Genomic DNA, 15817 nt, shown 5'->3' on the forward strand with positions numbered 1-15817 from the left:
ACTCGATCGAGGATCTCCGCGCTACTGAACCGGCGGGGGAACCTCCACTCCGGCGGGCGGTTCCAGGGCGGGAGGATCGGTCCAGACGATCTCCGCGTTCTCGCGCAAACCGTTCAGATATTCTTCGATCATCTCCCTGCGGTGCTGCTGATTCAGCTGCTCTTCGATTCCGGAGCGCACCTCATCGAGAGGGAGTTGCCGGGCCTCGCGCCGGTCCAACACCTCGATGACGTGAAAGCCGAAACGGGTTTCCACCACGTCGCTGGTTTGGCCTACGGGAAGCGAGAAGGCGACTTCCTCGAAGGGTTCCACCATCCGGTTCCGCCCGAACCATCCCAGGTCGCCCCCGTTCTCCTTGCTCGGGCAATCGGAGTACTCCTGGGCGAGGGCGGCGAAATCGCCCCCCCGGCGGAGTTGGTCGCGGATCGACTCCATGTCCCGGCGCTTGGCGGCCTTCGTCTCCTCGTTGTCGTTCTCTTTCAGCATCATCAGGATGTGCCGGGCGTTGACCTGCTCCTCCTGGCGGAATTTGTCCTTGTTCTCCTCGTAGGCGGTGGCGATCTCACCGTCCGTCGCCTTCGGGTAGTCGCCGGTTTTCTCCTCCAGAAGCGCGTCGATCTCCATCATCCGGCGAAACTCTTCGAAGAAGGCCTCCTCGGACTCCCATCCCTGGGCGAGGATCGCCTCGCGGAAGGCGGCGCTGTCCGGAAACTGGGTGAGGAACTCGTCGAAGCGGGCCTGAATCTCTTCTTCGCCGAGACGGTTCCCTTCGCTCTCCACCGCCTCGGCGAGGAGGATCTTGTTGACCAGGTTGTCCCGCGCCTGCTGCATGAGCAGGCCCTCCATCTGCTGCGCCTGGAAGGGGGAGACCTGGCCGCCGAACTGCCGGAAGAGCCGAGCCGTTTCCGCCTCCAGCTGCGCCGCGGTCACCTCCTGCCCGTTCACGGTGGCGACCACATCGCCGGCGGAAGCGGATCCCTCCTCCCCGCCCGACCCCTCTTTGCCTCCGCAGGAGACCAGCAAAGCCGGTAGGAGGAGCAACAGCGTCGCCCCCGACATCCATCTCTTACGCATCCCGTACTCCTCGTTCGAGAAACGGAAAGAACGCGCGCGGTCGCGCCGCGCCCCTCCTCGATCCCTCGCGCATCGCCGGCGCGGGCGGGGCGGTCGTTCCGCCTCCGCGGCCGGTCGTTTTTCGTTTCCGGCGGGGGGTTTCATTCCCGCCTTTTATCGCAAATATCCCAGCGCCTCGAGCCTCTCGCGCTCCTCCGGCGAGAGGGAGGCCGCCTCGGTCGCTCCGTACCCCGCCGCCGCGGAGTCGAGCCGCGCCCGCCACTCCTCGGCGCGCAGGCGAAGCCGCTCCATCTCCTCCGGCATCGCGGCGGCGAGATCCCGAGTCTCCCCCGGGTCCTCGTCCGTCCGGTAAAGCCTCTCGCCCAATTTCATCGGCATGCGAATGTACTTGAGATCGCCGGCGCCGAGCGCCCAGGAATCGAAGACCCGGGTCCTCCAGTCGTATCCCTGCCCGATCACGTAGCCGTAATAGGTGATGCGAAGCTCCTGGAATCGTTCTCCCTTCTCTTCCGGCGGCGGATCGAAAAGGGAGCGCCCCTGCATCTCCGCCGGGGGGCGCACGCCGCAGAGGTCGAGAAGAGTGGGCGCCACGTCCACCGTCGAACCGTTCCGGCCGTCCACGCGCGGCGCCGCCGCGCCCGCCGGCTTGATCCAGAGAGGCACGTGGACCGATTCGACGTGCAGGCTGTGTTTGTGCCCCTTCGCGCCGTGTTCGAAGAACTCCTCGCCGTGATCGGCCGTAATGACGATCACCGTGTTCTCCCAGAGCCCTTCCTCCCGGAGGGCGTCGAAGATCCGCCCCAGCATCTCGTCGGTGCAGCGGATCTCCCCGTCGTAGCGGGCGACGGTCCAATCGAGCCGAGCCTGTTTCATGCCGGGATGGATCTGCGGGTTCCGGTCGAAATCGGAATCATCGAAGGGTTCCATCTCCGGCGTCGTGAAAAGAGTGTCGTAAGGGGGCGGCGGGAGAAAGTCGTAGTGGATGTCCCAAAAATAGGCGAAGAAAAAGAAAGGCTCCCGCGGCCCGGAGCGAATGAAGTCGAGGATCTTCGCCTCCATCACCGGGTTCGTCACGTCGCCGTGGGCGGTCTCCTGCTCCACCGAAGAGGGGGAATCGTCCCAAACGGCGAAACCCTGGTTCAGGTTGTACGGGGTGCGCAGGAAGGGACCGCCGAGAACGGCCTCGGTGTGGTAGCCGCGCTCGGCGAGGATCTCGCCCAGCGTAACGTAGGAATCGTCGAGACGCTCGTGGGGTTCCCGCACCCGGTGCGTCGACGGATAAAGGCCGGTGAGAATCGTCGCGTGCGAGGGGAGGGTCCAAGAGGTGACGGAATGGACGTCGCTGAAGCGGACCGCGCTTTCGGCGAAACGGTCCAGGTTCGGGCTCGTCGCCCTCTCGTAGCCGTAGCAGCCGAGATGATCCGCCCGGAGCGATTCGAGAGTGATCAGGATCACATTCGGGCGCGGTCCGCCGCCGCACCCCGCCGCCGCGAAGGCCACGAGAAGCGACGACGCGGCGAACGCCGCCGCGCGTCCCCGCGCGCTCCGAAACCGTCCCGCTCTCCTACCGGCCATTTCGCTCCCCGCCGGACCGTTCCGCCCGGTCCCCTTTCCGCCATGAACTTGATACGGAATCCGATTTAGATTACGATCGACCCGAGGGGCGCCTCCCTTTCGGGGGTGATGAAGATCCCCTCTCCCTCCGGACCGACGGCGCCGAGGATAAACAGCTCCGACGTTTCCGGTCCCATCTTTTTAGGAGCGAAATTCACCACGCAGACCACCTGCCTGCCGATCAGCCCCTCTTTGGGATAGTTCGCGTATCCGGCGATGGACGTGCGCGTTCCGATCTCCGGACCGAGATCGACGGTCACACGGTAGAGCGGCTTGCGCGTCTCGGCCTCCTCCACCGCCTCGATCCGCCCGATCCGCAGATCGAGCGCTTGAAAATGCGCGAAATCGGCGGTTTCCTTCATGCTGCGTCGAACCTCCTCCCCGCCTCGGGGGAATCAGGGTTTCCCGTCCTTCTCCCGCGCGGCGCTCGTTTCGGGCGCCGCCCCGCCGCCGATGTAACCGAGGGCGCGAAGCATCTCCCGATGTTCCTCGGGGAGTTCCGGCGTTTCCGACGAATCGCCGAATGCCGCCGCGACGCCGCGTCCCTCCAGCAGCGCGGCGAGCCGCTTCGCCCTCTCCGGCTCCTCGTCCAGCCGGTCCCTCTCCTCGCCGGGATCGCCGTCGAGGCGGAAGAGCTTCTTCTCGCCGTCGTCCCAGGCGATCAGCTTCCAGGGCGTCTCCACGACGGCGCGGATCTCACGCTCCCACGGGGCGGAATCCCACGCCGGATGGGCGCGCCGCACCTCGTCGAAGGGCTGGCGGAACGGGCCGAGCGACTCCGCGATCCGCGTTCTCTCCGCCGGCGGGGCGAGCAGGCTCACCGCCCCGCTCCCCTCCGGCGCCGGAGGCCGGTCGATGCCGGCGAGGGCGAGCAACGTAGGGAAGAGATCGCCGGTCATCACCGGCCGCCGGTCCCGGCCGGGCGGAATTCGACTCGGGTAGCGGATCAGGAGAGGCACGTGAATCAGTTGCTGGTAGAGAGAATACTGGTGGTCCAGCATGTGGTGCTCGCCCAGATGTTCGCCGTGGTCGGAAGTGAGAATCACCACCGTGTCGTCCAGCTTCCTTCGCTCGCGGAGCGCTTCGATCAGACCCCGGAAGAGGTCGTCCAACTCGGCGATGCACGCGTCGTAGGTGCCGGCGGTGACCGAAAGCTCCTCTTCGTCGTACTCCTTCAGCCCGAACGTGTAGCTCCAGAGAGGCGTCCAGGAGCGGTCCACCTCGTAGGAACGGAGGACCTCCTCCTCCGACATCATCCGGCGCCTGTATTTTTCCGGAGGAATGTAGGGCCGGTGCGCCTCCATATAATTGAGAAAGGCGAACCAGGGAGCGCCCCCTTCCTCCCGATCGTCGATCCAACGGAAGAGCGCCTCGGCCGCGAGGGCGCCGCTCGCCTTGATGTCCCAAGGACCCACCCGGGCGGCGCGCACTTTCGGCGGGAGTTCGCTGCTCACGTCCTCCGGGCGGATCTTGCCCGAGACGATCTCCAACGCTCTCTTTTGGAATTCGATCTGCCAAGGATGTTCCACCGTCTCGAAACCCTGGTCGAACTTCTTCACCTTCGAAATGTGCGGGTTGGCGGACCAAAGGTAGGTGTCGTAGCCGGCGTCCCGGAAAAGCTCCGCGACGGTGACCAGGTTCTCGCTCAGGAAAGGACGGCTGTTGGTGCAACCGTGGAGCGACGGCGGAAGGCCGGTGAAGAAAGAGGCGTGCGAGGGGAGGGTGTAGTTCGACTCGGAGAGACAGTCCTCGTAGACGCGGGCGGTTTCCGCCCACTCCTCCAGAAAGGGGGTGGTCGGCCCGCCTCCGTAGAGGCCGAACCTGTCCGCCCGCGCGGTGTCCCAGACGACCCAGAGGACGTTGGGACGCTTTTCCGCGCCGCCGGAGCAGGAGAGCGCCGCCGGCAAAAGCGCAAACAGGAAGAAAATCGCGCCGGTCCTCCCTCGGACGGCTTTTCCGAGACCGATCTTCAAGTGAAATCCTCCGCCGGGGGCGGTTCGGACCCGAGAAAGGGCTCCCGCCCCACTTCCGCGCCGACCCGCGCGGTTCCCCGTTTCCCCGGAACGTTCCAGTCTAGACCGCGGAGGGGGACCGGTCAACCGGGGGGGCGCGAGGAAGGGTTCGTGAGGGGCGCGGCGCGGCGGGGGCGACCACCTTCCCGGAATCGGGAGCGATCGGGTCGGCGGAGAGGAGCCCTTTCGGACGCGGAACCACGCGACGAAAAGAGCGTCCGTCGCGCTCCCCCTTTCGCGCCCCGCACGGCGCCGTTCTGATGTATACTTAAACACGATTCCCCCGAGACGCACCCCCGATTCGATGAAAGGAGCACTGCTTGTTGCGGAGAACCCTCGCGGTTCTCGCCTTCTCCCTGCTGGCGGCTTCCCCCGTCCCCGCCGCGCAGAGGACGTTGCTGGCGGAGCTGTTCACCAACTACACATGAAGCGGCTGCCTCGCCGTCAAGGACACGCTTCACGCGGTCTTCGACGGCTACGCGGGGCGGGTCGTCCCGATCGAGTATCACGTCGCATGGCCGATGCCGACCGATCCCGGCTACCTCTTCAATCCGGGCGACGTGAACGGGCGCGTGAACTTCTACCGCGTCACGGAAATCCCCAAGCTGTTCCTGGACGGGACCGTCGAGGTCTCCCCCTGGCCGATTTCCGATTTCGGCGCTCGGGTGCGCGCCGCCGTGGACACCCTCCTTCTCCGGCCGAGCCCCCTCCGGATCCACATGACGCAGACCGCCGGACCCGATTCGGTGCGGGTCCTTTTCGACGTCGCCGCGCCGGAAGATCCGGGCACGGCGGAGCAGAGACTCTTCCTTGCCGTCACCGAGATCTGCCACGACTACGGCGGCGAGGTCTACCGCAACCTCTTCCGCGATTTCCTCCCCGACTCTCTCGGCCGGGTGCTGCATCTCGCGAAGAACGATTCGGTCTCCTTCGATTGGAGTTACCCGATCGATCCGGAGTACGAGCCGGAGATGCTGGTGACGGCCCTCTATCTACAGGACCCGCGCGATTTTGGGGTGTTTCAGGCGGCCTCCGACGCGGTCGGCGTCCCGACACGCGTCGCGACCGGCGCTCCGGCCGCGGTTCGTCTCCTCGGCAACGCGCCGAACCCCTTCAATCCGACGACGACGGTCCGGTTCGCAATGGATCGCGCGGGGCCGGTCCGACTTTCCGTGATCGATCCGGCGGGGCGGCTCGTGACGGTGCTCCTCAATCGTTCCCTCGGCACGGGGGAGCACGCCGTGACGTGGGACGGGAGGGACCGCTCCGGCCGTCCGGCGGCGAGCGGCGTCTACCTTCTCCGCCTCGAAGGGGACGGAGCCTCCGGCGCCCGCAAGATGACCCTCCTTCGCTGATCCCCCTTCCGCGCCGCTCCGGGCGCTGCTACAATCCCTTCGACCGTGAAAGGGAAAGGACCTCGACACCCCCCCTTCTCTCGGAGGAAACGAACGTGATGCAACGCGTACTCGCCGCAGCGGCCGTGGCGGCGCTTCTCTTCGGCGCCGTCCCGGCGGACGCGCTTCTGAAGACCGGCGTCTCGGCCGGAATGAACTTCTCCTCCCTGGGCGACGTGAAGGTGACGGACTACGAGACCACATACGACAGCCGGACCGGCTGGCACATCGGCGTCTTCGGCGCCGGCGACCTCGGTCCGATCGGCGTGCGCGCCGGGCTTCTTTACACCGACGCGGGCGCCCTCTTCGACGGGATCGGCGACACCCCCGGGCTCCCGGCGGACTTCAAGGAGGACTTCCGGGTCCGATACATCGCCCTGCCGATCGATTTTCAGTGGCGCTTCGTGCTGCCGCCGATCCGCCCCTATCTGCTCGCCGGCCCGGAGTTCCGCTACGACCTCACGTCCGACGACGCCTTCGAGGGGAACATCAAAAAAACGACCCTTGCCGCCAACATCGGCGTCGGCCTGGAACTGGGGCTTCCCCTCCTGGGCGTTTCGGTCACGCCGGAGATTCGATACTGTTTCGACCTGCAGGAAATCACCGACAAGACCCTCGAGATCGGCGGAGTCGGATTCGAGACCGACGGCGCCTACAAAGGGAGCGCATGGGTTTTTCGCCTCCACGTCGGGTTCTGAGGTGATCCCGCCCGCCGCGCGAGACTGGGAAGAGATACGCGCATTCGCCGGCGAGGCGGCCGCCCGCGTCGGAGAGCGCCTTCTCGTCGATGGGAGCCGGGGGCGGACGGAGAGTAAGGAGGACGGCTCCTTGGTCACCGCGGCGGACCGCTGGGCGGACGAGACGCTCCGCGAGGCGGTCCGCGCCCGCTTCCCCGACCACGGCGCGCTCACCGAAGAGGGGAGCACCTCCCTCCCTCCGAACGACTGGTGCTGGGTGATCGACCCGATCGACGGGACCACCAATTTCGCCCGCGGGTTGCCGATCTGGGGGATCAGCCTCGGCCTGCTTTACCGCGGCGAGCCTGTTTTCGGGCATGTCCGATTCCCCGCCGTCGGCCAATCCTTCGACGGGATTCAAACCGGGGGGGGCGGGCCGGACGGAGCCTGGCTGAACGGCCGGCCGATCCGCGCCCTGCCGCGGGAGCCGTCGGAGAACCGGCTATTCAACGTATGCGCGCGCAGCGTCTACCTCCTCCGACGCCCCTTCCCCTGCAAGCTCCGGATGCTCGGCTCCGCTACCTACAACCTTCTCCTCGTCGCCGCCGGCGCCTCACTCGGCGGCGTGGAGAGGACGCCCAAGATCTGGGATATCGCCGCCGCCTGGCCGATCCTGCACGCCGCCGGCGCGGTCTGGATCCCACTCGACGGTCTTCCCCCCTTCCCGGCGCGGCGCGGCGATGACTACGCCGGCCGCAGCTACCCCACCCTCGTCGCCGCGGGACCCGAGCTCGGCCGCCTCTTTCACGACCGCCTTCGCGTCGGCCCGGACGACCCGCCCCTCTGACCCGTTCCGGAAAAGGTGGAGACCCGCCATCCGGATGCTTACAATGAAAACGCCGCGGACTTCGCGTTCACGTCCATCCCGGATGGAGAGAGGAGGGGAACATGCGGAATCGAAAACGGTCCGGCCCGGCCGCGACGCGGATGGGGATCGCTTCGGCGCTCCTCGTTCTCGCGATGGCGGTTTGGACGGGCCTCGCCGCCGCGCAGGTGCTCGGCTCCTGCGGCACGGCGGCTGAGAATGAACCGGCCGCGGCGCCGGGGACTCCCGCGGTCGCGCCGCAGGGAGCGCCGCCCGCGCCGCCCGCGCCGGTCTCCCGGATCCTGATTCCGGGCGACCGGGCGATCAACTTCGAGCTTCCCGCGGTGATCGGCGACGACATCCGGATGGTCAAGCTCTCCGATTACAACGGCAAGTGGCGGGTGGTTTGTTTCTATCCCGCCGATTTCACCTTTGTCTGACCCACCGAACTGGCCGCGGTCGCGGCCGCGTACGGTGAGCTGCAAGAGCTCGGCGTCGAGGTGATCGCCATCAGCAGCGACACCCACTTCTCCCACTGGATGTGGAAGAAGACCTCCCCGACCATCCAACACGTCCCCTTTGCGATGGCGGCCGATCCGAGCGGCTCCGTGGGCCGCGCGTACGGCGTCTGGAACCCCAAGACGGGTCTCAATCACCGGGGCCGCTTCATCATCGATCCCGACGGGATGATCCTCGCCGTGGAGGTGCTCACCGATCCGGTGGGCCGCAACGTGAGCGAGCTGATCCGCCAGATTCAGGCGATGCAGGCGGTAAAGGCGAACCCGGGAAAGGCGGCGCCCGCCGGCTGGAAGCCGGGGGATCCCATGATCGAAACGAGCAAGGAGAAGATCGGCGTGTATTAAAACGCCGGTCCGCGGCGTTTTCACGGGGGGGCGGGTCGTCGATCCGCCCCTCTCTTGTTTACCCGAAAAGGACCGGGGGAGAGCCTCGCGGCGGGATGGACGGCCCTTCGGTCGGGGATTCTCTTTTCGCGAACGATGGGAGCGGAAGAGAGCAGGCACCGAAGAGCGAGATCACCGCGTCTCCTCGCGCTCCCTCTCCGCGCGCCGCAACATCGCGAGGGTGGCCCCCCATCCCCCGCGTTCGGGAGGCGCCTGGCCGAAACGGACCACGCGGGGATCCCTCTTCAGAAAGTCCCACACCTCCCGGCGGAGAACACTCCTCCCTTTGCCGTGAATGATCCGCACCTCGACGATCCCGAGGCGCTCCGCGCCGGCGAGGAATTCCTCCATCACCTCGGGAATCTGCTCCGGGAAAAAACCGTGGAGGTCGAGAACGTCCGTCACCACGATTTCCCCGGAGGGTTCCCCGTCCCCCTCATCGTCCGGGGCGCGTTCCCTACCTCGCGGGGCGCGCCTTTCCCCGCCGGCCAGGAACCCGCGCAGTCTATCGAGAAATCCCATCGCCGTCCCTCCGCCGCGCCGGCGGCCGTCCTTCAGTATACGCCCTCGCTTCCGGGGCGCGAATGTTGTATAATAATTGGGCGCGCGTGGTTGCGCGACCCCACCTCGTCCCGCGCGCCGAGACCGCTCTCCCATGATCCCCCGACGATCCCTAGAGTGCGAAGGAGAATCGATATGCCCCGCAGCCGCCTCATCACCCGAGCGCTACCCGCTCTGACTCTCCTCCTCTTCCTGTTTTCCTCCCTAGCCGCCGGCGGCGAGATCCACAAGGTGATCCGGATCGATTTCTCCCAAAAGGAGGCGATCCGCGATCTTCTCCGCGAGAACCGGGACGTGGCCGACTACCGGCCGGACACCGGCCTCACTCTCGTCGCCAACGAGGCGGAACTCGCCGAGTTCGCCGCCCGCGGCATCCGTTATGAGGTGCTGCGCGAGGACCTCGGCGCGGCGCTCGGCGCCCTCTTCGAGCCGGAGACCCGCGCCCTGGACGCGGCCTACCACACCTATGCCGAGATCGACGCGGCCTTCGACAGCCTGGTCGCCCTCTATCCGACCCTCGCGGAGAGGCACGACCTGGGCGACAGTTGGGAGGCCCGCGACATTTTCGCCCTCAAGATCTCCGACAACGTCTCCCTCGACGAGGGGGAACCGGAGGCGATGATCATGGGGTGCCACCACGCCCGGGAGATCATCAGCGTGGAGATGCCCTATCTCTTCGCCGAGTACCTTCTCGACAACTACGGAACGGACTCTCTCGTCACGGCCCTCGTCGACGAGCGGGAGATCTGGATCGTGCCGATGATCAATCCCGACGGCCACCAGTACGTGGTGGACGTGGGCGACTGGCGCAAAAACCGGCGGAACAACGGCGACGGCACCTACGGCGTCGACCTGAACCGGAACTGGCCTTACATGTGGGGGCTCGACGACGTCGGATCCAGCCCCAACACCTACAGCGAAACCTACCGCGGTCCCTCCGCCGGTTCGGAGCCGGAGCTCCAGGCGCTGATGACGCTCTTCCAGGCGAAGGAGTTCGCCACCTGCCTCTCCTTCCACAGCCACGGCCGCATGTACCTCTATCCCTGGGGCTACGCCTCGATCCAAACCGAGGACGACGACGCCTTCGCGGCGATCGGCGACAGCCTGGCGGCGCACAACGACTACGACCCCGGCTCGACCTACACGGGGCTCATCTACCTCACCAACGGCGGGAGCGACGACTGGGCCTACGGCGACTCCACCAAGCCCGCCTGCTTCAGCATCACGCCGGAGATCGGCGACCAGTTCGACACGCCCGCCTCCTTGATCCCGGTGCACTTCGCCGAGCAACTCCCGGCGATGCTCTTCATGGTCCGGATCGCCGATGATCCTTATCGCTTCAAGATTCCGGCCCGACCCGTCATCGCCTCGCTGCCGGACGACGAGGACGGCGACTACGCCGTGAGCTGGGCCCTCGGCGCGGGGGGCGACTCCGACGTGGTCTCTTACGAGCTGGTCGAAGCGACCGGCGAGTCGATCGTGCTCGACAGCGCCGAGTTCGGCCTGGGCGATTGGCTCACCGACAACTGGACATGGAACGACGAGAGGAAACACTCCGGGTCGTACAGCTTCTACTCCGGCACGGGGGACGAGTACTCCGCGGCTTTAGAGGCGCCGCATCCCATCGACGTGGAGGCGGGCGACTCCCTCACCTTCTGGGGATGGTGGCGCGTGGAGAACGAGTGGGACTACTGGTACGTGGAGATCTCCGAGGACGGCGGCGCTTCCTGGGCGCCCATCCCGGGGAGTTACACCACCGACGTGGACCCGAACGGCAACAACCGGGGGAACGGGATCACCGGCGCCTCCGGCGGCTGGTTCCCCCTCGCCTTCGACCTGAGCGACTACGCCGGGGAGAGCATCCGGATCCGTTTCCACTACGTGACCGACCAGCTGACCAACCTCCGCGGGGTGCAGGTGGACGACATCCATCCCGTTCGCCTCTTCGCCGAGGTCGACACTCTGGACGACGCGATCCCCACCGCCTCGTACGACGTGACCGGCCGCACCGAAGGGGACTGGTTCTACTGGGTGCGCGCCCGGGACGCGGAGGCGCAGACCGGTTTTTGGAGCGACCCGGCGAAGGTGACGGTGCTCCCCTCCACCGGCGTAGCGGCCGGCGCGCCCGCGGCGACCCGCCTCGGCCGGAACCGCCCCAACCCCTTCAACCCATCCACCGTCATCTCCTGGTCGCTGGCGCGGCCCGGAAACGTCTCCCTTTCGATTCACGACGTTTCGGGGCGTCTTGTGCGGACGCTCGTGCGCGGCGCGAGAGACGCCGGTGATCAGGAAACGGTTTGGGACGGCCGCGACGACCGGGGGGGCGCCGTCGCCTCGGGAGTCTACTTTTACAGGTTGCGCGCCGGCGCGTTCACCGAGACGCGCAAGCTGGTGCTGCTGAAGTAAGGAAAACGCGCGCGCGGACGATCGAGCGCCCCGACCGGAACCGCCGGCCGGGGCGCGTTTCTTTTCCTTTCAAGGCTTTTTACAGAAGCGCCTCCACCTCGTCCAGCAAACGGTCGAAGAGGCGGACCGTTTCCTCGATCGGCTCCGGCGAGGTCATGTCCACGCCCGCGCGGCGGAGAATCTCGATCGGGTAGTCGGAGCCGCCCGCCTCGAGGAAGCCGATGTAGCGGCGCACCGCTTCCTCTCCCTCCCGAAGGATGCGTTGGGAAAGCGCGGTCGCCGCCGCGAAGCCGGTGGCGTACTGGTAGACGTAGAAGCCGGTATAGAAGTGCGGGATCCGTGCCCAATAGACGTCGTGCAGCTCGTCCCGCTCCACTCGGTCGCCGTAGAGCGTCTCGTGCGCCTCGGTGAAGATCCCGCCGAGCGCTTCGGCGGTGATCGGCTCCTCGCGTTCCGCCGCCTCGTGGATTCTCCGTTCGAACTCGGCGAAGAGCACCTGCGTGTAGACCGTTCCTCGGATTTGATCGAGGCGTTGGTTCAACAGGTGAAGCTTCCGGTTCCGGTCCTCCGTCGTCTCGAGAAGGTGGTGCATCAGGAGCGCCTCGTTCGTCGTGGAGGCGACCTCGGCGGTGAAGATGGAGTAGTCGGCGTAGACGTAGGGCTGGCGGCGGGAGGAATGCCTGGTGTGAAGGGCGTGGCCCAGCTCGTGGGCGAGCGTGAAGACGTCGTCCAGCGTCCCCTGCCAATTGAGAAGCACGTAGGGGTGCGCGCCGTAGGCCCCCCAGGAGTAGGCGCCGCTCCTTTTCCCCTCGTTCTCGTACACGTCGATCCAACCGCCCCCGAGCCCCTCGTCGAGCGCCGCGCCGTAAGCGGGCCCGAGGGGACGGAGCCCCTCGCGCACCAGGGCGACCGCCTCCTCGTAGGGGATCTTCTCCTCCCCCTCCGGGAAGAGCGGGACGAAGAGGTCCCAGGGGCGCAGCTCTTCCAGGCCGAGGATCCTCCGGCGGAGATCGAGGTAGCGGCGGAGCGGCTCCGGGCGCTCCTGGACGGCGCGGAGCGTGGTGTCGAACACGGCGCGGGGGATGTTCCCCCCGTCCAGCGCGCGCTCCAGGCAGTTGTCGTAACCGCGGGCGCGGGCGTAGAAGATGTCCTTGGTCACGCTCCCGCTGAGCAGGGCGGCGAAAACGTTCCGAAACTTCCGGTAGGTGCCGAGGAGCGCCTCGTAGGCGTCCCGGCGCACCCGCCTCTCCCGGCTCTCCATGAACAGGCTGAACCTTCCCTTGGTGACCTCCACTTCACGCCCCTCCTCGTCCCGGATGGCCGGGAAACGGAGGTCCGCGTTGTTCAGCATGGTGAAAGCGTTGCGCGGGCCGGCCGCGACGTTGCCGGAAAGGGCGAGCAGCTTCTCCTCCTCAGGCGAAAGCGTGTGGGGACGAAGGCGGAGAAGGTCGTCCAGGTCGTGCCGGTAAAGGCGGAGTTCCTCGTTCTCGTCCAAGAAAGCTGCGATCCTCTCCTCGGGGAGGGCGAGAATCTCCGGAGGGATCCACGATTCCGCCTCGCCCACCTTGGGACGGAGGGCGGCGATCCGTTCGGCGAGCGCCTGCCCCTCCGGGTCACCCGTGTTCTGGTCCCGGTACAGATGGGCGTACACGTACAGGCGGCCGAAGCTCTCGTTCAGACGGTCCCGGGCGCGGAGCGTTTCGAGAAGCGCCTCGGACGACTCGCCCGCCCTTCCCTTCCGTGAGGTGAGCGCCTCGATCCGCTCCGGGATCCGGTCGAAGGATTCCCGCCACGCCCCGGGGGAAGGGTACATGTCTTCCAGACGCCATTGATGGCGGGGATCGAGTTCGTCCCGCCTCGGAAGGGGACGGGGTGGGGCATCGGCGTCCTCGGACGCCGGCCGCGGGAAGAGGATAAGCTCGCGCATCGTCTCCGTCTTTCGGGGATAAGGGATTCCGACGAACCGCCGGGACCGCGCGCACCCGCGCCCGGCGAACCCGCCGAGGATAGCCGATGCGGTCCGCCCGCTCAAGGACGCCCGCCCCGCGGCGGCGGGGGCGCTCCGGAGGCCCGGAGGACGGGTGGAGAAAGGGGTCCCGGAACGTGGTATAATGGAAAAGGAATCCACTCGAACAATCCCGTCGTCTCCCTCGAAAGGAGTGAACGATGAAACGGCTCGCGTCCGTTTTCCTCGCCCTGGCCGTCCTCGCCGGCCTCGTCTCCGCTGAAACCCGTTACCTTTCCTCCGATCGCTACGTGTCCGTGGAAGGGCTGCAAAGCGCGGAGCGCCTCCCGGCCAGGATCGCGGAAGCGCACGCCGCCGAGAAGGCGCTTCGGACCGATCCGACCGCCTGCCCGGACTCCTTCGACGTGGTGCATTACGAGCTGCATATGACCGTGAACCACTCCGCGGAGCTTCTGGACGGACAGGCCTTCGTCACCCTGCAAAGCATGAAGGACGACCTTGCTTCGGTGCGGCTCGATCTCCGATCCCTCACCGTCTCCGGCGTCTACCACGGCGGAACACCCCTCGCCTACACCCACGCGGCCGACACGCTTCTGGTCACCCTCGACTCGCCCCTGGACGACGGCGACACGGCGACGGTGGAGGTGGTTTACGGAGGGACGCCCTGGCACGAACCGAGCCCGGGCGGTTTCGGGGGCTTCTGGGTATACGGCTACCCGATCACCGACTTCAGCATGGGCGTGGGCGTAAGCTCCGGCAACCCCTCCATGGGCCGGACCTGGTTCCCCGGCGTGGATTCCCCCTGCGACAAGGCGACCTGCGACATCTACGTGGAGACCGCGGCCACCAAAGTGGGAGTCGCCACCGGCGAGTTGGTCTCCGTGGAGACCGACACGGCGACGGGACGCAAAACCTATCACTGGCGCGAGGATCATCCGGTCTCGAGTTACCTGATGGCCGTCTCGATCGCCAAATACGATGAGGTGACCGACGCCTACCACGACTTCATCCACCACTACGTGCATCGGGACCTGATTCCCAACGCCCCCGGTTCTTTCCAGAACGTGCACCACATGATGGACGGCTTGATCGAGCGGTTCGGCGATTACCCCTACGACGAGTTCGGCTACGTGACGACCCCCATCGGCGACATGGAGCACCAGACGAAGGTCTTCCACATCAGTTGGGGCGTGAACGGCACCACCACCTACGACGACCTTCTCGCCCACGAGATGACGCACCAGTGGTTCGGCGACCTGGTCACCTACGGCGACTGGCGGGACGTCTGGCTCTCCGAGGGATTCGCCACCTACGGCCAAGCGCTCTTCCACGAACACCTCTACGGCGAGCAGGATTACCACGACTACGTTGTCTCCGATCTTTTCACCCCTTATCTGAACAGCGCCGAAATCCTCACCTATCCGATCTACGATCCCGACTACCTCTGGGGGACCGTCGCTTACGAGAAGGGCGCCTCCGTGGTCCACATGCTCCGGGGCGTGATGGGAGACTCTCTCTTCTTCGACGCGCTGAATCTCTACCTGGACAATCACGCCTACGGCAACGCGTACACGCCGGATTTCATCGCCGATTGCGAAACCGTCTACGGCGGTGACCTGGACTGGTTCTTCGACGAGTGGATCTACCAGGGGGGCCATCCGGTGATCGATTGGGGATGGACTTCGGTCGAGGAGACGCCGGGGAACTGGCGGGTGGATATCAGTACGCGGCAGACGCAGACCGTCGGACCGGACGCCTACGTCATGCCCGTCGACTTTCTGATCGAAACGCCCGCGGGAGACACGACGGTCGTTCTCTGGATCGACGCGGAGACCAACCAGTTCCAGGTCTACCCGGGCGGCGAGGCGACGGCCGTCCTCTTCGATCCGGACGAGTGGCTTCTCGACGAGAACGCGGAGGTTTCCACCGCCGCCGGCGAGGGTGCCCCGCCCGCGCGCTTCGCGCTGGAGCCGAACCGCCCCAACCCGTTCAACCCGATCACGTCCATCTCCTTCGAGCTGCCGGAGGCGTGTCCGGTGACGATCGGCGTCTATGCGATCACCGGCGAGAGGATCCACACCCTCGTGGACGGCATCTCCTTCCCTGAAGGCCGACACGCCGTTGTGTGGGACGGCCGGGACGACGCCGGTCGCGCCGTGGCGAGCGGGGTCTACTTCTGCCGGATCGACGCCGGCGGGAGGACCGAATCACGCAAGATGAGCCTCATTCGGTAGTCACGCGCGCCGCGGAAAAGAGCCGGGCGCCGTGGGGATTCCGCGTTCCCTCGGCGCCCGTATCTTTTTATCCGCCAATCGCTTTCCCTGTCCGGGGTCGCGACGGGGATCA

13 protein-coding genes are annotated in these 15817 nt (G+C 66.6%); 7 read left to right on the top strand and 6 right to left on the bottom strand.

Translation table 11 applies throughout. The features are described from left to right. Positions 1–21 precede the first annotated feature (21 nt). The 4 genes from JW958_05365 to JW958_05380 form a co-directional block, all read right to left on the bottom strand. On the bottom strand, positions 22–1074 hold the full coding sequence (locus JW958_05365) for a peptidylprolyl isomerase (GenBank protein MBN1825677.1): 1053 nt from the start codon (positions 1072–1074) through the stop codon (positions 22–24). Positions 1075–1227: 153 nt separating this feature from the next. Beyond that, positions 1228–2649 carry a sulfatase gene (locus JW958_05370; GenBank protein MBN1825678.1) on the bottom strand — a complete coding sequence of 474 codons (1422 nt, stop codon included), beginning with the start codon at positions 2647–2649 and terminating at the stop codon, positions 1228–1230. Positions 2650–2714: 65 nt separating this feature from the next. Further along, positions 2715–3050 carry a protein secretion chaperonin CsaA gene (locus JW958_05375; GenBank protein ID MBN1825679.1) on the bottom strand — a complete coding sequence of 112 codons (336 nt, stop codon included), beginning with the start codon at positions 3048–3050 and terminating at the stop codon, positions 2715–2717. Positions 3051–3083: 33 nt separating this feature from the next. Next, positions 3084–4661, bottom strand: a complete 1578-nt coding sequence (locus JW958_05380) for a sulfatase (GenBank protein ID MBN1825680.1) — start codon at positions 4659–4661, stop codon at positions 3084–3086. Positions 4662–5221: 560 nt separating this feature from the next. Between JW958_05380 and JW958_05385 the strand changes: the two genes are divergently transcribed. From JW958_05385 to JW958_05405, 5 genes are all read left to right on the top strand, one after another. After that, a complete protein-coding gene (locus JW958_05385) occupies positions 5222–6055 on the top strand; it encodes a hypothetical protein (protein ID MBN1825681.1) in 834 nt (277 codons plus the stop codon). A gap of 95 nt (positions 6056–6150) precedes the next feature. Further along, positions 6151–6792 (top strand): outer membrane beta-barrel protein, encoded by a 642-nt coding sequence (locus JW958_05390; protein MBN1825682.1) that lies wholly within the window; start codon positions 6151–6153, stop codon positions 6790–6792. Between the two features lie 34 nt (positions 6793–6826). Further along, positions 6827–7618 carry an inositol monophosphatase family protein gene (locus JW958_05395; protein MBN1825683.1) on the top strand — a complete coding sequence of 264 codons (792 nt, stop codon included), beginning with the start codon at positions 6827–6829 and terminating at the stop codon, positions 7616–7618. Between the two features lie 101 nt (positions 7619–7719). Further along, complete coding sequence (locus JW958_05400; protein ID MBN1825684.1) at positions 7720–8076, top strand: redoxin domain-containing protein; 357 nt, start codon at positions 7720–7722, stop codon at positions 8074–8076. Between the two features lie 9 nt (positions 8077–8085). Next, positions 8086–8499, top strand: coding sequence for a redoxin domain-containing protein (locus tag JW958_05405; protein ID MBN1825685.1), 414 nt, complete (start codon positions 8086–8088; stop codon positions 8497–8499). Between the two features lie 171 nt (positions 8500–8670). Here JW958_05405 and JW958_05410 read toward each other — a convergent pair whose 3' ends face one another. Continuing rightward, positions 8671–9060, bottom strand: coding sequence for a Smr/MutS family protein (locus tag JW958_05410; GenBank protein MBN1825686.1), 390 nt, complete (start codon positions 9058–9060; stop codon positions 8671–8673). A 174-nt stretch (positions 9061–9234) separates the two neighbouring features. Here JW958_05410 and JW958_05415 point away from each other — a divergent pair, with 174 nt between their 5' ends. Continuing rightward, on the top strand, positions 9235–11505 hold the full coding sequence (locus tag JW958_05415; GenBank protein MBN1825687.1) for an immune inhibitor A: 2271 nt from the start codon (positions 9235–9237) through the stop codon (positions 11503–11505). Positions 11506–11584: 79 nt separating this feature from the next. On the opposite strand, the gene pepF is transcribed toward JW958_05415, so the two are convergent. Then, entirely contained in the window at positions 11585–13432 is a 1848-nt protein-coding gene (pepF, locus tag JW958_05420) for an oligoendopeptidase F (protein ID MBN1825688.1), read from the bottom strand. Between the two features lie 239 nt (positions 13433–13671). Here pepF and JW958_05425 point away from each other — a divergent pair, with 239 nt between their 5' ends. Further along, complete coding sequence (locus JW958_05425) at positions 13672–15705, top strand: hypothetical protein (GenBank protein ID MBN1825689.1); 2034 nt, start codon at positions 13672–13674, stop codon at positions 15703–15705. The last annotated feature ends 112 nt before the right edge of the window (positions 15706–15817 follow it).

This window comes from Candidatus Eisenbacteria bacterium, assembly GCA_016930695.1.
Classification (GTDB): Bacteria; Orphanbacterota; Orphanbacteria; order Orphanbacterales; family Orphanbacteraceae; genus JAFGGD01.